This is a genomic window from Marinobacter sp. F3R11 (genome assembly GCF_003318275.1).
Classification (GTDB): Bacteria; Pseudomonadota; Gammaproteobacteria; order Pseudomonadales; family Oleiphilaceae; genus Marinobacter.
The window spans coordinates 532,092-552,217 of record NZ_QOCH01000015.1; the positions used below are offsets into that span (position 1 = coordinate 532,092).

Sequence of the window (20,126 nt, forward strand, 5' to 3'; positions counted from 1 at the left end):
ATCTCATTCGGGCATGCGCGTTAATGTGGCTTTGTTTTTTCCCTGCAAATCCAGGGTGATCACTGTGGCCGGAGCCTTCAGCGTCGGTCGCTTAACATAGATCAGCGTGAATGCCTGTTCTGGTATATCCAGGTCACCCAATACACTCCCCTGGTGATCCAGCAAGCTCAGCTTTCCATCATCCGGACGCCTGATACGCATGGCTTCCCAGTGATCCGGAAGCCCCTGCCAGCTGCGAAGATCAGCCTGGGTTGTTGCTGCAGCATAGGCCGCTGCAAACAACTGCCCCCACGGGCCAAACTGATCCGCAGCCTCGTTCTGGAGTACCGCTTTGCTTATGGCGGATGCCACCGCCCTGGCGAGTATTCCTGTAAATCTTTCCTGCATCTCGGTACGGATAACCTTACCCATATCCGAGATTCGTTCACTCCGCACTACCTGGCCGGAAGCATCGACCACACCGAGACCGCCAGGTACAGCGGAGCGCTCAGTATACTCCGGTAATGCGATACCGACATACGCAGGTGCCCGCCGGGTTCCGCGCACGATGAACAAGGGTACGTCCAGCCGCACCTCTTTCAGAACCGGACCCAGTCCGTTTTCATAAACAATCCACACCTGCGGCGGCAGGTCGTTCAGCCTCTGTGTTCCTGAGGCAAGAAGGGTCGCCAGTTCTGCGTCAGCCTGCAGTACGCCGCTCCCAGGGTTCATCTGTGCAGCACGGGAAAGTGACGTAACTGCCCGTTCATAATCCGCACCATCTTCAGCGTTGGCCAGGAAGTAGATACCGTGGAGATAGGTACTTGAAGGCACGATGAATTCGGGGAAAACAGACCAGCCTGAAAGCGCACCATACTGACTGTTAACCGCTGACTGAAGGCTGCTGCTGTTCAGGCTGTTGCGAACCAGCAAGGCTTTCTGGTTCCCGCTCTGGGCATCACGTTTCAGGGCAGCCTGTTGCTCTGCAATTTCCTTGCGGAAAAAATCAACAGCGCGGCGGGTCCGGTCGTTGGCCCGGTTAAACTCTACCCGGGCGTATTCCGTATTGCCCGAGGCCAGAAACGCCAGCCCTTTGTAGGTGTTCACCAGAACAGCCTCAGACATCAGCGCTTCATAATCCCGCACTGAGTCGTTAACCATGACCGACATCAGCCCTTCCGTAGCGCTGGCCAGTGCACCCTCGGTATCCAGGTATTTCATGCCTTCTTCAGCCAGATCATACGCTTTTACAGCATCATCAAAACGACCTGTGAGCAGATACATTTCACCCTGATGCAATAATTCAAGCAAGTGTTTGCGGGAATCAACAGGCTTGTTGTCTGACACGCTGAAGCTCATGGCCTTCAGCGCGGAATTGTAGTCGCCGCTTGTGTAGGCTGAATTAAACGATGCCAGCTGATCACGCTGCTGGAACGACGAACACCCGGAGATAAGGATCGTCACGACCGCTGCAAAAACCACATTCCACGGATGCTTCAAACTACCATTCCTTGCAAACCGCCATACCCTGCCCCGGGGTCCCGCGCTGATGCGTCAGGCAACCGAAACAAGATTTCGCGCTGTAATTTCCACGATCCGTTGCCGGGCCTCCCGGCTTGCCCAGGCAGAGTGCGGTGTAATGATGAGGTTCGGGATATCACCGGCCAGCAGAGGGTTGCCTCTGCGTGGAGGCTCTTCAGTCAGCACATCAAACCCGGCACCACCAATAACACCAGTGCGCAGTGCCGCTGCAAGGGCTGCTTCGTCCACCAATCCACCACGGCTGGTATTAATCAGCAGGGAATCGGGCTTCATCATCTGCAACTCTCTGGTACTGATCATGTTACGGGTTTCATCGGTAAGCAGGCAATGAAGTGAGAGAACATCCACCTGAGGCAAAAGTTCATCCAGCGGGATTCTGGGATAGCCGTCTGTCTCCCCTGCCGGTTGTCCCGGGCGGGCGCCCAGCAATATATTCATGCCGAAAGCTCTGGCCCGTTCTGCGACACCCTGACCGAGATCCCCGTAACCGACAATACCCAGGGTTCGACCTTCCAGCTCCATGATCGGGTGGCCCATCAGGCAGAACATATCACTTTCAGCCCAGCGCCCGGCCCGCACATCACGGTCATAATCCAGCAGCCGGGTTGCCAGCGCCAGTATCAGAGCCATAGTGTGCTGCGCCACCGTTGAGCGGCCATAGTTCGTCACATTCAGCACACGGATACCATGCTCTTTCGCCGCCGCCAGATCTATGTTGTTCAGTCCAGTGGCCACTACAGCGATGGTTTTCAGCTCCGGACAATTCTCAAAATGTTCCCGCCCAAGCACAACCTTGTTGACCAGCAGGGTATCAAAACCACGGATGCGCTCCGCCACCTGGTCCCGGGCGGTTGCATCATATTTCACCATGGGGCCGGTAACCTGCTCCAGAGGTGCGAGATCTATATCCTGGCCTAACGTGGCCGTATCAAGAAACACAGCTTTCATACTTTCTCTTCCTCATCAATACCGCCCGGGATTAAGGTAGACTAAATCAAACATCCAAATACAAGAGAGCGGAAACATGGAACACGAATTCTGGCACGAGCGCTGGAGCAAAAAAGAAATCGGCTTCCACGAAGGCACCGTCAATAAGTATCTTTATGACCACTGGCCAGAACTGTCCGGCGGTGGCACTGAGAGCGTATTTGTCCCTCTATGCGGCAAAGCCCACGATATGTGGTGGCTGAATGACCGCGGACACCCTGTCCTGGGCGTGGAACTGAGCAAGATCGCCTGCAAGGATTTCTTTGAAGAAGCCGGCGAAAAAGCCATGGTTCATCCGGGCGAGCCTTTTACTACATTCCGGCATGATAACCTGGAGCTCTGGGCTGGCGACTTCTTCCAGCTGGTTCCCGACGATCTGAAGCATATCCGTCTGGTGTATGACCGCGCTGCCCTCATCGCTCTTCCCCAGCCTATGCGCAAAGATTATGTTGAGCATCTTACGGCAATTATTCCGGAGGGCACCAGAATCCTGCTAATTACTCTGGACTATAAAACCAGAATCACGCCACCGCCGTTCAATGTCAGCGACGAAGAAGTCCGGGAGCTCTATTCTGCCGATTATGACATTGAGCACGTCCTTACCAACACTCTCCCCAATGACCACATGTTCACCAAGCGCAAAGGCCTGATCGGCGCAACCGAGAGCGTATTCCGGCTCACCAAACGGTAGGTCCGGAACCCGGGCGGTAACATAATTTAATGAACCTTAACCATTCAGTGCCTGTCCAACCAGCTAACCGTGAACTAAGCTCAGGTTGAACAGGCCGAAATCCGACACAGTTCGTGACCGGCTGAAAACATCCATTCCTTCCATTAATAAAAAAACGAATCGCCGGTATGGCGACCGTATCTTTGACGGGGATATTGCGTGTACTGAAAACTGAAGAACAGCGAGCGAGGGGCTACCCATGAACATACTGCAGCAGTTTAAAAACCGGTATGAGAGCACCCAGGAAGAAGAGTACAGTCTTGAGGAGTACCTCGAGATCTGTAAAAAGGACCCCACGGCCTATGCAACGGCCGCAGAACGATTACTGATTGCCATCGGCGAACCCGAATTCATCGACACTTCCCGTGACACACGCCTGTCACGCATCTTTTCCAATAAAATCATCAAACGATACCCGGAGTTTGCGGAGTTCTACGGCATGGAAGAAGCCGTGGAGAATATAGTGTCGTTTTTCCGGCATGCAGCCCAGGGCCTGGAAGAAAAGAAACAGATTTTATACCTGCTGGGACCTGTTGGCGGTGGCAAGTCGTCACTGGCCGAAAAACTCAAGTACCTGATGCAGAAGGTACCCTTCTATGCGATCAAGGATTCTCCGGTAAACGAATCGCCCCTCGGGCTTTTTGATCCGGCAGAAGATGCAGCCATTCTGGAAGAAGAATTTGGCATAGCCTCCCGCTACCTGAAATCCATCATGTCACCCTGGGCGGTAAAGCGCCTGCATGAATATGGCGGCGATATCAGCCAGTTTCGCGTTGTGAAAAAATATCCGTCAGTTCTGGATCAGATTGGCGTATCCAAGACCGAACCGGGAGACGACAACAACCAGGATATTTCAGCCCTGGTGGGTAAAGTAAACATTCGTATGCTGGAGGATTACTCCCAGGACGACCCGGATGCCTACAGTTTCAGTGGCGGCCTGTGCAAAGCAAATCAGGGGCTGATGGAGTTTGTGGAGATGTTCAAGGCGCCCATCAAGGTGCTGCACCCTCTGCTGACCGCTACTCAGGAGGGCAACTACAACACCACTGAAGGCATGGGTTCTGTGCCATTTGACGGTGTGATTCTTGCCCACTCCAATGAATCTGAATGGCAGACTTTCCGCAACAACAAGCACAATGAAGCATTCCTTGACCGGGTTTATATCGTCAAGGTTCCCTATTGCGTGCGCGTGACGGAAGAAATCGAGATCTACAAAAAACTGTTGAAAAACAGCTCGCTGGCCGGCTCACCCTGCGCCCCGGACACCCTGGACATGCTGGCACAGTTTTCAGTGCTTTCACGTATCAAGGAACCGGAAAACTCCAGCATCTTCTCCAAAATGCGGGTCTACGATGGCCAGAACATAAAGGACACAGACCCCAAAGCCAAATCCATTCAGGAGTACAGGGATGCAGCGGGGGTTAACGAAGGCATGGACGGGCTCTCTACCCGGTTTGCATTCAAGATTCTCTCCAAGGTGTTCAACTTCGATACCACAGAAGTAGCCGCCAACCCGGTGCACCTGCTTTATGTGATTGAAAAGCAGATTGAACAGGAGCAGTTTGCTCCGGAAATTCAGGAACGCTACCTGCGTTTCATCAAAGAGTTTCTGGCACCGCACTATGTTCAGTTCATCGGCAAGGAAATCCAGACAGCCTATCTGGAAAGCTACAGCGAATACGGCCAGAACCTGTTCGACCGCTATGTAACCTATGCTGATCTGTGGATTCAGGATCAGGAGTTCCGGGATCCGGAAACCGGCGAAATTCTCGACCGCTCTTCAATCAATGAGGAGCTGGAGAAAATCGAAAAGCCGGCCGGAATCAGCAACCCCAAAGACTTCCGCAACGAGGTGGTCAACTTTGTGCTGCGAGCCAGGGCCAATAATCAGGGCCAGAATCCGTCCTGGCTCAGCTACGAAAAACTGCGCAGCGTGATCGAGAAGAAAATGTTCTCCAACACCGAAGACCTGCTGCCGGTTATTTCGTTCAACCCCAAAGCCAGCCAGGAAGATCAGAACAAGCACAAACAGTTCGTTGAACGCATGGTCGACCGGGGTTACACAGAGAAGCAGGTGCGCCTGCTTGCAGAGTGGTACCTGCGAGTTCGCAAGTCTCACTAGCAGAACCCGGATTTGCAGGAGTATAAATTATGGGCATGACCCACATCGTCGACCGACGGCTGAACGGAAAGAACAAGAGTGCGGTGAACCGGGAGCGGTTTTTACGCCGCTACCGCCACCATATAAAAAAGGCGGTTTCAGATGCGGTGCACCGACGTTCGATAACCGATATCGAGCATGGGGAAAAGGTCAGCATTCCTTCGCGGGATATTGACGAGCCTGTATTTCATCATGGCCAGGGCGGGCATCGTGAAATGGTGCACCCGGGCAATCAGGAGTTTGTCGCTGGCGACCGCCTGCCCAAGCCCGAAGGTGGTGACGGCCAGGGCCAGGGGCAAGGTCAGGCCAGCCCCGATGGTGAAGGCATGGATGAGTTCGCCTTCCAGATTACTCAGGAAGAGTTTCTGAATTTCCTGTTTGATGATCTTGAGCTCCCGAACCTCGTCCGTAAAAAGCTAAAAGACACTGAAACCTTTAACTATGTACGCTCAGGTTTCAGTACCCAGGGTGTTCCCGCCAAACTGGATGTAGTGCGCTCGTTACGCGGCGCCCATGCCCGCCGCCTGGGTCTGGGTGGCGCTCGCAAGAAGAAAATACGCGAGATGGAGGCACAACTCGACGCCCTCAGAGCTGCACCTGAAGAGCTGGATGCGGCGTTCAGTCATGAAGATCAGATCAAGGCGCTGGAAGACGAAATTGCACGTCTGAAGGCCAATGTGAAGCGAATTCCGTTCATTGATGAAATTGACCTGCGCTACCGTCAGCACCTGAAGCAGCCCAAACCGGCAACCAGTGCGGTTATGTTCTGCCTGATGGACGTATCCGGCTCCATGACCCAGATGCACAAGGATACTGCCAAGCGCTTTTTCCTGCTGCTGTACCTGTTTCTTAAAAAGAACTACAAAAAAATCGACGTGGTTTTCATACGTCACCACACCAGTGCCAAGGAAGTGGACGAGGAGGAATTTTTCTATTCCCGGGAAACCGGCGGAACCATTGTATCCAGTGCGCTGAAGCTGATGCACAGGATTATCGAAACCCGCTATTCACCGGCAGAATGGAACATCTACGCAGCACAGGCCTCCGATGGCGACAACTGGAACGATGACTCTCCTGTGTGTGGCAAGCTACTGACCGAAAGCATTCTGCCTCTGGTGCAGTATTTCGCCTATGTGGAAATTACACCTCAGGATCACCAGATGCTCTGGCATGAATACGAGCAGGTACAGGCACGTTTCCCTGAGAGCTTCGCCCAGCAGCAGATTGCTGACCCCAGCGAAATCTATCCGGTATTCCGGCAGCTTTTTGAGAGGAAAGCGGCATGAGCAATACACTCGATCATTCCACCACCCGGAACAGCCCTGGGCCGGCACTGCGTGAACCTGTATCCACCGGATCTGAATGGACGTTCGACCTGATCCGCCAGTACGATGAGGAAATTGCAAAATGCGCGACCGAGTTCGGTCTGGACACTTACCCGAATCAGATTGAAGTGATCAGTGCCGAGCAGATGATGGACGCATACAGCTCCGTTGGCATGCCAGTGGGCTATAACCACTGGTCGTTCGGCAAGCAGTTCCTCAGCACATCCAAAGGCTATCAGCGCGGGCAGATGGGGCTGGCCTATGAAATTGTCATCAACTCCGACCCCTGCATTGCCTATCTGATGGAAGAAAATACCCTCCCCATGCAGGCACTGGTCATTGCCCATGCCTGCTATGGCCACAACTCCTTCTTCAAAGGCAATTACCTGTTTCGCACCTGGACAGACGCCAGCGCCATTATCGATTACCTGGTGTTTGCCCGGAATTACGTTTCTGGCTGCGAAGAACGCCACGGTGTAGATGCAGTTGAAGAAATACTGGACTCCTGCCACGCGCTGATGAATTACGGCGTTGACCGTTACAAACGACCCGCTCCGATTTCTGCCGATAAAGAGGCCTTGCGTCAGCAAGAGCGCGAGGAATACCTGCAACGACGGGTAAACGATCTGTGGCGTACAATTCCTAAACCGGACAATGACGAAGATCCGGCAAACCGCAAGAAGCGCTATCCGGAAGAGCCTCAGGAAAACATTCTGTACTTCCTTGAGAAAAACGCGCCCCTGCTGGAGACCTGGCAAAGGGAGATCATCCGGATTGTGCGCAAGCTCGCCCAGTACTTCTACCCGCAACGCCAGACACAGGTCATGAACGAAGGCTGGGCAACTTTCTGGCACTATACCCTGCTCAACAGGATGTACGAGAAAGGCCTGGTAACGGATGGCTTCATGCTGGAGTTCCTGCAAAGCCATACCGCCGTGGTGTATCAGCCGCCGTTTAACAGTCCCTGGTATTCCGGTATCAATCCATACACTCTGGGGTTCTCCATCTTCACAGACCTGCGCCGGATCTGTGAGTCACCCACCGACGAAGATCGCATGTGGTTCCCCGACATTGCCGGCTCTGACTGGCTGACAACCCTGCACTTCGCCATGGCAAACTTCAAGGATGAGAGTTTTATCCAGCAGTTCCTGTCACCCAAAGTCATGCGAGACCTGAAACTGTTTGCCATTGAGAACGATGACCGGGAAGACAGTTACAAGGTAACCGCTATCCACGATGAACCAGGTTACCGGGAACTTCGTGAGAAGCTGGCCCGCCAGTATAATCTCAGTTACCGGGAACCCAATATCCAGGTGTGGAACGTGGATGTACGCGGAGACCGTTCTCTGACGCTGAGGCATGTCCCCGTAGACAGGGTGCCATTAGGCAAGGATACGGAAGAAGTTCTGCGCCATGTGCACAGGCTCTGGGGCTTTGATGTGCATCTTGAGAGCGTGGACGAAGGCACCCTGACGGATGAGTACCACTGCCCGCCGAAACCAGAGCTAGGCCCCTGACTCGGGGTACATCAGGGGCAGAGTAACCTCCGCAAGCAAACCTCCGTCGGCGCTGAGGTCCAGCCTCAGGCTGCCACCGTGCAAAGCTGCCAGTTCTGCAACAATCGCCAGGCCCAGCCCGGAGCCGGATTTCACCTCATCCAGCCGGCCTCCGCGGCTCATGGCCTCCTGACGGGTTTCCGGAGACATACCAGGCCCATCGTCGGATATGCTGAGTAACAGTGACTTGCCTTCAACCCTGCCCGTCAAACGGAAGGAGCTTTTGGCCCAGTTGATCGCATTTTCCAGCAGGTTCCCCACAATCTCCTGCAAGTCCTGGGCGTCAATCCTCACCCGGAGTCCCGGCGGTAACTCACTTTGAAACACCAGGCCACGCCTGCCGGCCAGGCGCCGGACGCCCTCAATTACGGGCTTCAGCACAGCGGCAATATCCTGTTCAGCGCCTAGCGCCACAGGCCCTGCCGCAGAAGCCCGGGCAAGATGGTGCCTTACTGCTTCGTCCAGCCGTTTAAGCTCTGACCACATGGCCGCCTGCTGGTCTTCTGGCAGACGCTCCGCAAGAGTGGTGAGCACAGCGACCGGCGTTTTCAGTGCATGGGCCAGATTACCTGCGGCGGTCCTGCCCCGTGCAATCAAACGCTGGTCTCTTTCAAGTACCGTATTGATCGCTTCCGCCAGCCTGGCTAATTCTCTGGGCAGACCGGTTTCAACGAATGGCTGCCGGCCCTGCTCAACCGCTTTCAGACTTTGTTCAATACGACGCAGGGGTGCCAGCCCCCAGCGGATCTGCAATCCGATCAGCGCAAGAAGCAAACCACCGAGAGTCACCATCGACAACCACAACAGCGTCTGGAACCGCGCGACCTGAGCCTCTACTTCACCCAGATCGGCAGCAACCTGTACATGCAGAACATCATCAAGATTGGGAAGCCGGATATCCCGCTCCAGCAAGCGTAGTGGCTTGTTTCTGGGGCCGGTAATCCTGTGAAAGACCATACCGGGTTCATGAAAAACCGCAAGCCGCTGATCCCAGAGTGAACGCGAAGTAAGTACACGCTCACTACCATCACTGATCTGCCAGTACCAACCCGAGAACACCTGATCGAATCGCGAATCGCCCAGCTGCCGGCTAGTCACCAGAGCATCCTGCCGGACATCGTAGCTGACCCCGGCAATCACAACATTGAGCAGGGATTCCAGCCGCTCGTTGAAGGCCGTGTTCACCGCCTCCCTGAAATTCCACGATAAAAGAACTCCTGCTGCGGGCAATACCAGCAGAATCAGAACCAGAGCCGACACCAGCATACGCGTCGCAACAGGGAGCCGGCGCAGCCGCTCAGTCAGCATCATGAGGCCTCATTATCCGCGACCATCCGGTAGCCTTGCCCCCGCAGGGTTTCAATGCATTTGCTGCCAAGCTTTCGCCGCAAGCGGCTCACCTGAACATCAATCACATTGGAATCCGGTTCTGCATCGCCGTCATACACATGCTCGGTTAACTCTGCCCGGCTGACAACGCGCGGTGCAGCATGCATGAGATGGGAGAGCAACCTGAACTCCTGGGCCGTCAGAGAAACCGGCATACCAGCCCGGGTTACCTGAGCACTGTGAGTATCAAGAGAAATATCCCCGACCCGGATAACCGGATGGGCGTGGCCATGGGCACGGCGCACCAGCGCCCTCAACCGGAACAGGATTTCTGCTGTTTCAAACGGCTTGGTGACATAATCGTCTGCGCCGGCAGAAAACCCGGCGGCTTTATCTGACCAACGCTCCCGGGCCGTCAGAATCAGCACAGGCAATTCGATACCCTGCTCGCGCCAGGCTGACAGCCACTGAGTGCCCTTGCCATCGGGCAATCCCAGATCCAGAACAATCGCATCGTAGCGTTCAGTGCTGACCAGAAAATCTGCCGTGCGCCCATCACCTGCAATCTCCACCAGCAGGCCGGCATCCTCAAGCGACGCAGCAAGCCCAAGTGCAAGCGGCTCATCGTCTTCTACCAATAGAATCTTCATTGGCGTTTCATTCTGTTGATGTTGCTACCTTCAATACCGATAAGCTCCCCGGTTACCGCATCCACTTCAAACTCGACCACCTGGCCCTCTGGCCCGAGCAGTTCGATTTCGTACAACTTCCGGCCATCATCTTCCTCAAAATCCACATCGATTACCTGCCCCACCCAGTCGCGCAGCAGACTATCCAGGATATCGCCAAGAGGCTTTATTCTCCCGGCCTGAACTTCTTCATGAAGCTTGCGCCAGTCGTCGTCAGCGGATACCGGCGCAGCCCCTAAAAAGCACAGGGCAGCTGCAAACGTCAGTGCGATGAATGCGGAGGTAGGAATGACCAGTTTCAACAGATAGCAGGGAAGGCTTTTCATGGATTCATTCTGTCAGAACCAACATGAATGAACCATGAACGAAACCCTCACCCTTCTGCAAGCCGCATCTGCATATGATGCTCTCAACGTCCGGGAAGGTTCATCTGTAACCATCCTCAAAGGACGCATTCAGATAACCAGAGACTTGCGAAGAACCAACGAAAACTCAGGAGTAACAACCATGAAAATGATCATTGCAACCACACTCGCAATCGGCCTGGCTGCGGCCCCCCTGGTTCATGCATCCGGCACCATCGATGATGCCAGGCGCGCTGTCCAGATCGGAACAGACTACGGTATTTCACATTTCCACAGTATTGAACTGGAAGACGACCACCATGATGATGACAGCATGGAAATTGAAGGCTGGGTAGATGGCCAGTGGTACGTTGAACTCGATGTTAGCAGCGATGGCTCCATCCGCAAGGAGGAGCGGCGCAAGCGTAAAGACGGCCCACAGGGCATGTCCTCCGCCGACACACTGGGCTACATTGAAGCCAGCGTGAATCACGGCATGAGCCGGATAGAAGAAATCCAGATCAAGGGCAATGGCAAAATTGAAGTGGAAGGCAACAATGCCGACGGCCGGGAGTTGGAAATCGATTTCCGTACCGGCAGCATGAAGCCTGTCAAGGTGGATTAAAACAGTACCTCTATCCAGTCCACCATCCACGGCACTATAAGCGCGGTCGCAAATGCTGATAGTGCCATGGCCAGTCCGGAGAAGGCGCCCATCCGGCTACTGACCTGAAAGGCCCGCGCGGTACCTATGCCATGGGCTGAAACGCCCATGGCAATTCCTTTTACCGCATCATCCTTTACACCAATCCACTCAAACAGTTTTGTGCCCAATACAGCGCCGATAATACCAGTAGCCACCACCAGTACAGCCGTCAGCGAGGGCAAACCTCCGATTTTTTCGGAAATGCCCATGGCCACAGGCGCAGTAGCTGATTTGGGAGCCAGAGACATCTGGATTTCCAGCGATCCCCCCAAGAGTCTTGCCAGAAAAACAGAGCTGCCTGCAGCAATACCAACACCACAAATCAGCGATACCAGAACCGGCAGCCACAGTTGTCGTAACCTTGAAAACTGCTGGTAAAGGGGCACTGCCAAAGCCACGGTGGCAGGCCCAAGCAGGAAGTGAACAAACTGTCCTCCGGCAAAATAGTCATCATAGGATATGCCGGATGCGAGCAGTAATGCGATCAGCATGGCTACCGACGTGATGACTGGATTGGCCAGCGGGCTACCCTTGGCTTTCAGGTAAAGCCGGTACGCCAACCCGTAAGCGGCCAGTGTCACCGTAAGCCCCAGTAACGGAGTTTCCGAAAGATAAACCCATATGTCCTGCAGTCCGGGGTTATTCATGGCTCTGCCCCTGCGCCGCCGATAATTTTACAAACCAGCGACTGGTCTGCTGCATGATCAGGGCCGTGGCAACCATCGTAATCACGGTGCTGAACAACAGAGCAAGTGTTATCGGCAGCCATTCTTCAGCAATCCGGCCAAAGTGGGTCATCATGCCAACACCCGCGGGAACAAACAGCAATGACAAATGACTAAGTAACGCTATAGAGGCCTGTTCAACAGATTCTGCTGCCCGCCCCCGGATCATCATGGTGACAAACAGCATCACCATGCCCAACACCGGCCCGGGAATGGGCAGCCCTAACAGGCGTACGATAATCTCCCCTGCCAACTGGTACACCAGTAGCAAGGTGATTCCGTTGAGAAACTGCATAAATCTTCCCTCCTATTATTTCAAAACAGCAGAACTGGCTTTCCTGAAACCAGAAAATACATAGCCAGCGGAGCCCGCGAAATCTGCAGTTCCCACATTTTTTTCACATCGGTGATCGTTTGCAGCGAAAGTAACCCGTATACTTTCAATCAACAATTATAAAGCCTCACTTTCAAGCATGATATCGGGAAGAGGTACATAAGGAATGAAACGCCTGGGAACACTCGACGCCTCGTGGTTGGCTGTCGAATCAGAAGATACGCCGATGCATGTGGGCACTCTGCAGATTTTTTCATTACCGGAAGGCGCCCCTGAAACCTTCCTGCGTGACATGGTCAGCAGAATGAAAGAAACCGGGGATGTTGCTCCACCCTGGAGCTACAAGCTGGCATGGTCCGGTTTCCTCGGCCGGTTGCTGGTCCCGTCCTGGAAAGTCGACAAGAGCATCGACCTGGATTACCACGTACGCCACTCTGCGCTGCCCAAGCCAGGGGGAGAGCGGGAACTCGGTATACTGGTTTCGCGACTGCACTCCAACCCCCTTGATTTTTCCAGACCGCTCTGGGAATGCCACGTTATAGAAGGCCTGGAAAACAACCGGTTTGCGCTCTACACCAAGATGCACCACTCGATGATTGATGGCATCAGTGGCGTGCGTCTGCTGCAACGGGTCTTGAGCACCAACCCTGACGAGCGGGATATGCCACCACCCTGGTCGGTAAAGCCACAGAGTCGGAGGGGAAGCAAAACCGATTCAGAAGCCACGGTTCCTGCAGCATTCTCCCAGGCTCTGGATGCCCTCAAAGTGCAGGCCGACATGGCCCCTACGCTCTGGCGGGCCGGAAGCCGGCTCGTGCACTCGGTGCGCCATCCGGAAGACGGCCTGACAGCGCCATTCACCGGGCCCATCTCGAAAATCAACCACCGGGTAACCGGCCAGCGCCGGCTTGCCACTCAGCATTATGAACTTGAGCGACTGAAAGAGTTGGCACGAGTATCCGGCGCCTCAATGAACGACATCGTCCTCTACCTCTGCGGTACAGCCCTGAGGCGTTTCCTGCTGGAGCAGGACGACCTTCCGGATACTCCCCTGACGGCGGGCATTCCTGTCAACATCCGGCCAGCGGATGATCAGGGCATGGGCACCCAGATCAGTTTCATTATTGCCTCCCTCGCCACAGATGAAGCGGACCCCCTTACCCGTTTGCAGAACATAAAATCATCCAGCCGCCGGGCGAAGGAACACCTGCAAAAAATGCCAAAGAGCGCGCTTAACCAATACACCATGCTATTGATGTCGCCTTATATCCTGCAGCTGATGTCTGGCCTTGGAGGGCGTATGCGCCCTGTGTTCAACGTGACCATATCCAACGTGCCCGGGCCCCAGAGGAGGCTGTATTACGATGGTGCCCGGCTTGAGGCCATGTACCCGGTTTCGCTGATTGCCCACGGGGGTGCCCTTAATATCACCTGCCTGAGCTACGCGGGATCATTGAACTTTGGATTCACCGGGTGTCGGGACACCTTGCCCAGCATGCAAAAACTGGCAGTTTATACGGGCGAAGCACTGGATGATCTGGAAAAACTGATTCTTCCGCCGCCCAAACCCAGGCCCAAAAAAGTGCGGACCAACAAAGGCGGAACAGCCTGAACCTGAAACCATACCAATAAAAAAGATCGCGGCCAGGGAAGGTCAGGCGATCTGCAGCAGCCTGAGCAACTGAGGCTGATACTGATCCTTTATGACATCTTGCAGGGTATATTTGTCGAGCACCGACAGGAATGCCTGCAGGGCTTCTCCGAAAACAGGCCTGAGGCCACAGACCGAAGTGATTTTGCAGGTGTTATTGGCGGAATGACATTCAACGATACTGAGATCCTGTTCAGTTTCGCGCACAAGAACACCAACGTTAATATCTTCCGGCGCCATCTGCAGCCTCATTCCGCCTTTTTTACCCCGCACGGTTTCGATATAACCTTTCTTGTTGAGCTGGTGCACCACCTTCATAAGGTGGTTCCTGGAAATATCATAGCTATCTGCAATTTCCTGAATCGTAGCCAGGCCATCCCTTTGTGCCGACAGGTATATAAGCACGCGCAGAGAGTAATCCGTGTAGCGGGTAATGTGCATTCAAAACTCCAATTGTTCAGTAAACGCCGTCAGTAAGAGGGCCGGGTCAGCAAATAGCTCGCGACACCAAGCAAAAATATTCCCGAGACGGCAAGCACCGCAGCAGCAGCTCCGGCAACGAACAGAAGACCCCAGCTCAGTATCATCATGCTGCATGCGAGCACTTTGGCCTTTACCGGTATAACCCGGTTCCGGCGCCAGTCTCTGATGGCAGGCCCGAACGAGGGGTGTCCCTCAAGCCAGCTGGCAAATGCCGGTGAACCCTTGCTGGCAAAAAAAGCCGCCAAAAGGACAAAAGGGGTCGTAGGCAGTAAAGGTAAAACCACTCCGATTGCCGCGAGCCCTAGTGATACATACGCGAGAATTCTGAAACCAATTTTACCGGATTGCGCTGCCATAGCACACACCTCAGCCTTGCCTAATCATTTATCCATTATACATCTATTCACTGAGCAGATCCTGCAAGACGATCAAAACTCTCTGGCCCGGTTGGCTTACCCCGCGTGGGGTATCGGATTCACCGTTTTATTCTGCGATACTTGAGCTATTATCAATCCGTAAACGCATAATCAGCCGTTACAGGAAGCAACCAGATGTCCCAGAGTAAACTGACAGACCGTTTTGGCCGAACCGTCAATTACGTGCGTCTGTCCGTTACCGACCGCTGCGACTTCCGTTGCGTATATTGCATGGCGGAGGAGATGACCTTTTTGCCGAGACAGCAGGTCCTGACACTTGAGGAAATCGCCCGGGTGGCCAGAACTTTCGTTTCTCTGGGTACGGAAAAAATTCGTCTTACCGGCGGGGAACCGCTGGTTCGCAAAGACATTATCGAACTGGTTAAAGAAATCGGCACCTTCGGTTTGCGCGACTTTGCCATGACCACCAATGGCAGCCAGCTGCCCACCATGGCAGCCCCTCTTCGCAAAGCAGGCCTGAAACGACTGAATATCAGCCTGGACTCCCTGGATCCTGAAAAATTCGCAAGTATCACCCGCACCGGAAAGCTGTCTCGCGTACTTGAGGGTATAGACGCTGCCAGAGACGCAGGTTTCAAAGGCATCAAACTGAACACGGTGGTGATGAAAGGCGGGAACGATCATGAGGTTCCGGATCTTGTAGAGTTTGCCCGCAAAAAGAACATCGATATTACCTTCATTGAAGAGATGCCACTGGGTGAGATTTCCGAGCATGATCGCGGGCAGGCTCTGTGTACCAGTGAAGAAGTGCGTGACATTGTCCGCCAGCAACACGATCTGATTCCGACACCGGAAGACTCCGGTGGCCCGGCCCGTTATTACCGGATGTCAGACAGCCCTATCAAAGTGGGTTTTATTTCACCTCACTCCCACAACTTCTGCTCTACCTGTAACCGGGTGAGATTAACTGTTGAGGGCCGGTTACTGCTTTGCCTGGGCAATGAGCATTCTGTCGATCTGCGCCGGGTTCTGCGCAGCCATCCGGAAACTGACGACAGACTCCGGCAAACAATTATCGACTCCATGGATCTTAAACCGGAGCGCCATCACTTTTCCGCAAACGGCGATGTCCAGATTCTTCGGTTCATGAATATGACGGGAGGCTGAGTCACACCTCTGACCTGCGTCATTGTTCTGGCTTGATGGATCGCCAAGTATTAAGCTCTTATACCAATAATCAATAAAAATGAGCCGGTAATACCCCATGCATACCTATAAAACCGAAGTTGCCGTTATTGGTGCAGGCCTCGCTGGACTGGCAACAACGCTGGAGCTTCTGGATTTCAACATACCTGTAGTGTTGCTGGACGGCGCCCCTGGCGGTAAACCCGGCGGCCAGGCCAATGATGCTTTCGGTGGCATGCTGCTGAGCAACACTGCTGAGCAGGCCCGTAACAAGATCAAAGACTCCCCCGAGTTACTGCTTTCCGACTGGCACAATGCAGCCTGCTTCAGCGACGAAGACTATTGGCCAAGGCTCTGGGCGGAACTCTATGCTGAGCAAAACCGGCCGATGATCTATGACTGGCTGAAGCAACGAGGCATCCGCTTCTTCCCATCTGTGCAGTGGGTTGAACGAGGCCTGTATGGCAATGGTAACAGTGTTCCCCGCTACCACATCGCCTGGGGCTGCGGCCGGGGTGTGGTGCAAACCTTGTTGCAGCAACTGGAATCTCACCCCAACCGGAAGCAACTGACTTTTCTTAAAAATCACCGGGTTAATACCCTTGACCAGAGTGATGGAAAAATCACCGGGTGCCAGGGAAACATCACCAACAACCCCGGCACTTTTGTTGTATCTGCCACTCACACAGTGGTTTGTACCGGCGGAATTAACGGCAATCTCCAGAAGGTTCGCCAGCACTGGGACCCTTGCTACGGCCCGGCACCGGACAACCTGCTTAGCGGCTCCAGCCCGGATGCAGACGGCGCCATGCATGATGAAGTTGCCAGAGCCGGCGGGCGGGTCGTCAACCTTAATCAGATGTGGAATTACGCTGCAGGCATTCGTCATCCGGAACCTGCGTTCCCCGACCACGGTCTGAGCCTGATACCGCCACGCTCCGCGCTCTGGATGGATCGCCATGGCCGCCGGATTGGCCCCATGCCACTGATTACCGGTTTCGACACACACGATCTCTGCAAACAGATTGGCAACCTCCCCGGCCAGATTTCCTGGCAGGTGATGAACTACCGGATTGCCGTGCGGGAACTGGCCGTATCGGGCACTGACACCAATCCGGATTTTCGTGATGGCAAACTGCATCGTGTAATCTGGAATACGCTTCGTGGCGGCGACCCGGCTCTGGTGGACTGGCTTCTGGACTCTTGCCCGGACGTTGTCAGCGCGAACTCACCAGAGGAACTTGCGGTAAAGATGAACCAGGCCGCTGGCACCCAGGATGTTCACGCAGATCAGATGATTCGTGATATCCGCACCTATGACAGCAATATCGCCCGAGGCAAGAGGCTTCATAATGATGACCAGATACGCAGGCTGATACAGCTTCGAAACTGGCTGCCAGATCATTTTCGCACCTGCAACCTGCAATCTGTTCTCGACCCGGATGCAGGCCCGTTGATCGCTATCCGTGAACAACTGATCAGCCGGAAAAGTATGGGCGGCATGCAAACAGACACCCAGTCCCGGGTGCTCGATCAGGCCGGAAACGCCATTCCCGGGCTTTATGCTGCGGGTGAAGCCACAGGGTTTGGCGGCGGCGGAATCTCCGGTATAAGATCGCTGGAGGGTACGTTTCTGTCTAACTGTATTCTCAACGGCAGGCGGGCAGCTCAAAGCATTGCCTGTCGCCCGTAAAGATCACCATGCATCCACAATAATAAGTCTCAGGGTATACCCATGAAGAAATCCGGCGCCACACTCGTTCGCCATGCACTGGAGCAACTCGGTATTCGCCGCACGTTTGGCATTCCGGGCGTACACACTACTGAAATCTATGACGAGCTGAACCGCTCTGAAAGCATTGAGCCTACGCTTGTCACCCACGAGGGTGGTGGTGCCTTCATGGCGGATGCCGTAAGCCGCACCGGTGCCGAACTGGGCACAATGCTTATCGTTCCTGCAGCAGGGGTTACGCATGCCGCCAGCGGCATCGGCGAGGCCGGCATTGATGGCATTCCCATGCTGATTATTTCTGGCGGAATCCATTCGGAGTCGGGGCACCGTTATCAGCTCCACGAGATGGATCAGCACAGCCTGCTCAAGCCGATCACCAAGAAAACCTGGCGCATTACCAGCCACCGGCAGATCATACCCACGCTCTACGAAGCCTATGACACAGCAATGGGGGGCGAGCCGGGCCCGGTCTTTATCGAGATTCCGTTCAATATCAGTAATTTTCTGGGCGATGTGGACGACATGCCCCTTTACCAGGCTCCGCCTGCGCCAAAACAACCGGAACAGGCACTGATTGATGCTGCCGCCCGGGCTCTCGCAGACGCCAGGCAACCGGGTATTTTTGCAGGCTGGGGCTCTGTCGACGCGCAAGCAGACCTGATTGAGCTGGCCGAACTGCTGGACGCTCCGGTTTCAACCACACTTCAGGGGCTCAGCGCCTTCCCGGGAAACCACCCGCTGCACACGGGAATGGGCATGGGCAATTATGCCATACCGGCGGCAACCAATGCCTTTGCCAAAGTAGACTGTCTGCTGGCCGTCGGCACGCGATTCTCCGAAATCCCCACCGGCAGCTATGGCATCAATCCCCCTGAGAGCCTGATTCATCTGGATATCAACCCCGAGGTTTTCAACGCCAACTACCCCGCCAGCCACTCGATTGAGGGCGACGCCAGAGTTACCCTGCCCGCGCTCCTGAAAGCTGTAAAAGCCATAAAATCCGTTCCTGCCAATACCGGTATCCGGGAACAGATTGCCAGAGACAAAGCCGCCTACAAGAAAGAGTGGCGGGAGCACGACAGCGGTGATCGCGTAAACCCGGAACTGTTTTTCAGCCACCTGCGTGAGCAGCTGAAGGACGATGCGATCATCGTTGCTGACGATGGCAACCATACCTTTCTGGTAGCCGAGCTGATGCCCATTCTGGGGGCAAGGAATTACATGTCACCCAGCGACTTCAATGCCATGGGCTACTGTGTTCCAGGTGCCATCGGCGCCAAACTGGCTAATCCGGAGCGTCAGGTTGCAGGTATTGTAGGCGACGGCGCATTGCTGATGACCGGTATGGAGCTGGTAACAGCCGCACGCCTTCAGGCCGGAGTCATGATATTTGTATTCAATGATGGCGAACTTTCACAGATTGCCCAGGCACAACAGATTCCTTACAACCAGAAAACCTGCACAGTGCTGGGCACAGTAGACTATGAAGCTTTTGCCAGAGCCTGTGGTGTTGAGTTTGTATCAATGGCGGGAAATCACGACATTTCTGAAAGTATGGCAACCGCCCTGCAAAAGTCAGCCGCAGGGCATCCGGTTCTGGTGGACGTGCGAATTGATTATTCCAAGTCGACACGGTTTACCAAGGGCGTGGTCAAAACAAACCTTGGCCGGATGGAAACCCGGGACAAGGTGAGGATTGTCGGGCGCGCCCTTTGGAGGAAAGTGCGGCCTTAGTGGTGCATACCGCCATGCATGCTTCCATGCATATTACCCATGGGCATCTCAGTGTTCAGGTGTTCCAGGGTAATGGCTTCGTACCTGATCACCTCACCACCGTGCTCCATCATAAAGCCATGGGCAGCCGATTCCGTTGAGAAAGATGCGAGAGTCGGACCCATAGCGCCTTTACGTTCAGAGCCAACCACATAGAAGGCTTCGCGGGCGTCAATCAGAGCCGTATCTGCCGGGCTGTCCCATTCAGTCTGGCTCATATCATGAACGTACAGGGTATGGTTGCGGTTTACGTTCTCAGGCTGCAGTACCCACGAGAACATGTCTCGGGTGGAGCAGAACTTGTGGACAGTCTGCTCCTTTTCAGTAATCACTTCGCCTTTGGGTCCGGGAAAACGGGTTATCGCCATGCCACACACGTGGCACTCATCGCCGGATTCAATATGCACAGGTGCCGGCTTTTCAGCGACCGTTTCTTTCTCTCCGGAACACCCTGACAGGAATGCCAAAAACATCAGCACAGCGGGTAAAAAGACTGAACAAACAGGTTTCATGAAAAT

Annotated in this window: 19 protein-coding genes; 9 read left to right on the plus strand and 10 right to left on the minus strand. The window is 54.4% G+C overall.

Annotated features, from left to right (window positions below):
- Positions 1-3: 3 nt before the first annotated feature.
- Entirely contained in the window at positions 4-1,479 is a 1,476-nt protein-coding gene (locus tag DS878_RS10855) for a COG3014 family protein (RefSeq protein ID WP_113815975.1), read from the minus strand.
- A gap of 54 nt (positions 1,480-1,533) precedes the next feature.
- Positions 1,534-2,469 (minus strand): D-2-hydroxyacid dehydrogenase, encoded by a 936-nt coding sequence (locus DS878_RS10860; protein WP_113815976.1) that lies wholly within the window; start codon positions 2,467-2,469, stop codon positions 1,534-1,536.
- 76 nt (positions 2,470-2,545) lie between these two features.
- On the opposite strand from DS878_RS10860, the gene tmpT reads away from it, so the two are divergent.
- The 4 genes from tmpT to DS878_RS10880 all read left to right on the plus strand — a co-directional run bounded on the left by tmpT (position 2,546) and on the right by DS878_RS10880 (position 8,241).
- A complete protein-coding gene (tmpT, locus tag DS878_RS10865) occupies positions 2,546-3,199 on the plus strand; it encodes a thiopurine S-methyltransferase (protein ID WP_113815977.1) in 654 nt (217 codons plus the stop codon).
- 238 nt (positions 3,200-3,437) lie between these two features.
- Positions 3,438-5,360 carry a PrkA family serine protein kinase gene (locus DS878_RS10870; RefSeq protein ID WP_113815978.1) on the plus strand — a complete coding sequence of 641 codons (1,923 nt, stop codon included), beginning with the start codon at positions 3,438-3,440 and terminating at the stop codon, positions 5,358-5,360.
- A gap of 35 nt (positions 5,361-5,395) precedes the next feature.
- The gene (locus DS878_RS10875) at positions 5,396-6,685 is read left to right on the plus strand and encodes a YeaH/YhbH family protein (RefSeq protein ID WP_261977879.1); all 1,290 of its coding nucleotides are present in this window, start codon (positions 5,396-5,398) and stop codon (positions 6,683-6,685) included.
- The gene (locus DS878_RS10880) at positions 6,682-8,241 is read left to right on the plus strand and encodes a SpoVR family protein (protein WP_113815980.1); all 1,560 of its coding nucleotides are present in this window, start codon (positions 6,682-6,684) and stop codon (positions 8,239-8,241) included. Before DS878_RS10875 ends, DS878_RS10880 begins: the two co-directional genes overlap by 4 nt.
- Here DS878_RS10880 and DS878_RS10885 read toward each other — a convergent pair.
- Genes DS878_RS10885 through DS878_RS10895 form a run of 3 tightly spaced genes read right to left on the minus strand, consistent with a single transcriptional unit; the run spans position 8,230 to position 10,624 of the window.
- Positions 8,230-9,591, minus strand: a complete 1,362-nt coding sequence (locus tag DS878_RS10885; protein ID WP_261977776.1) for a sensor histidine kinase — start codon at positions 9,589-9,591, stop codon at positions 8,230-8,232. The genes DS878_RS10880 and DS878_RS10885 overlap by 12 nt on opposite strands.
- Entirely contained in the window at positions 9,588-10,259 is a 672-nt protein-coding gene (locus tag DS878_RS10890) for a response regulator transcription factor (RefSeq protein ID WP_113815981.1), read from the minus strand. Before DS878_RS10890 ends, DS878_RS10885 begins: the two co-directional genes overlap by 4 nt.
- On the minus strand, positions 10,256-10,624 hold the full coding sequence (locus DS878_RS10895; RefSeq protein ID WP_113815982.1) for a PepSY domain-containing protein: 369 nt from the start codon (positions 10,622-10,624) through the stop codon (positions 10,256-10,258). Before DS878_RS10895 ends, DS878_RS10890 begins: the two co-directional genes overlap by 4 nt.
- A gap of 34 nt (positions 10,625-10,658) precedes the next feature.
- Between DS878_RS10895 and DS878_RS10900 the strand changes: the two genes are divergently transcribed.
- Entirely contained in the window at positions 10,659-11,267 is a 609-nt protein-coding gene (locus tag DS878_RS10900; RefSeq protein ID WP_113815983.1) for a PepSY domain-containing protein, read from the plus strand.
- Here DS878_RS10900 and DS878_RS10905 read toward each other — a convergent pair.
- Together DS878_RS10905 and DS878_RS10910 are read right to left on the minus strand one after the other, a co-directional pair.
- Entirely contained in the window at positions 11,264-11,995 is a 732-nt protein-coding gene (locus DS878_RS10905; protein WP_113815984.1) for an LrgB family protein, read from the minus strand. The two genes, DS878_RS10900 and DS878_RS10905, sit on opposite strands and share 4 nt — an antisense overlap.
- Positions 11,988-12,368 carry a CidA/LrgA family protein gene (locus DS878_RS10910; protein ID WP_113815985.1) on the minus strand — a complete coding sequence of 127 codons (381 nt, stop codon included), beginning with the start codon at positions 12,366-12,368 and terminating at the stop codon, positions 11,988-11,990. Before DS878_RS10910 ends, DS878_RS10905 begins: the two co-directional genes overlap by 8 nt.
- 205 nt (positions 12,369-12,573) lie before the next feature.
- Between DS878_RS10910 and DS878_RS10915 the strand changes: the two genes are divergently transcribed.
- Complete coding sequence (locus DS878_RS10915) at positions 12,574-14,019, plus strand: WS/DGAT/MGAT family O-acyltransferase (RefSeq protein ID WP_113815986.1); 1,446 nt, start codon at positions 12,574-12,576, stop codon at positions 14,017-14,019.
- A 42-nt stretch (positions 14,020-14,061) separates the two neighbouring features.
- Here DS878_RS10915 and DS878_RS10920 read toward each other — a convergent pair whose 3' ends face one another.
- Positions 14,062-14,499, minus strand: a complete 438-nt coding sequence (locus tag DS878_RS10920; protein ID WP_113815987.1) for an RrF2 family transcriptional regulator — start codon at positions 14,497-14,499, stop codon at positions 14,062-14,064.
- Positions 14,500-14,528: 29 nt separating this feature from the next.
- On the minus strand, positions 14,529-14,897 hold the full coding sequence (locus DS878_RS10925; protein WP_113815988.1) for a YbaN family protein: 369 nt from the start codon (positions 14,895-14,897) through the stop codon (positions 14,529-14,531).
- A 195-nt stretch (positions 14,898-15,092) separates the two neighbouring features.
- On the opposite strand from DS878_RS10925, the gene moaA reads away from it, so the two are divergent.
- The 3 genes from moaA to DS878_RS10940 all read left to right on the plus strand — a co-directional run bounded on the left by moaA (position 15,093) and on the right by DS878_RS10940 (position 19,569).
- Entirely contained in the window at positions 15,093-16,085 is a 993-nt protein-coding gene (gene moaA / locus DS878_RS10930) for a GTP 3',8-cyclase MoaA (RefSeq protein ID WP_113815989.1), read from the plus strand.
- 97 nt (positions 16,086-16,182) lie between these two features.
- A complete protein-coding gene (locus DS878_RS10935; RefSeq protein WP_113815990.1) occupies positions 16,183-17,796 on the plus strand; it encodes an FAD-dependent oxidoreductase in 1,614 nt (537 codons plus the stop codon).
- A gap of 42 nt (positions 17,797-17,838) precedes the next feature.
- Positions 17,839-19,569 carry a thiamine pyrophosphate-binding protein gene (locus DS878_RS10940; RefSeq protein WP_113815991.1) on the plus strand — a complete coding sequence of 577 codons (1,731 nt, stop codon included), beginning with the start codon at positions 17,839-17,841 and terminating at the stop codon, positions 19,567-19,569.
- Here DS878_RS10940 and DS878_RS10945 read toward each other — a convergent pair.
- A complete protein-coding gene (locus DS878_RS10945; RefSeq protein ID WP_113815992.1) occupies positions 19,566-20,120 on the minus strand; it encodes a nitrous oxide reductase accessory protein NosL in 555 nt (184 codons plus the stop codon). The two genes, DS878_RS10940 and DS878_RS10945, sit on opposite strands and share 4 nt — an antisense overlap.
- Positions 20,121-20,126: the final 6 nt, after the last annotated feature.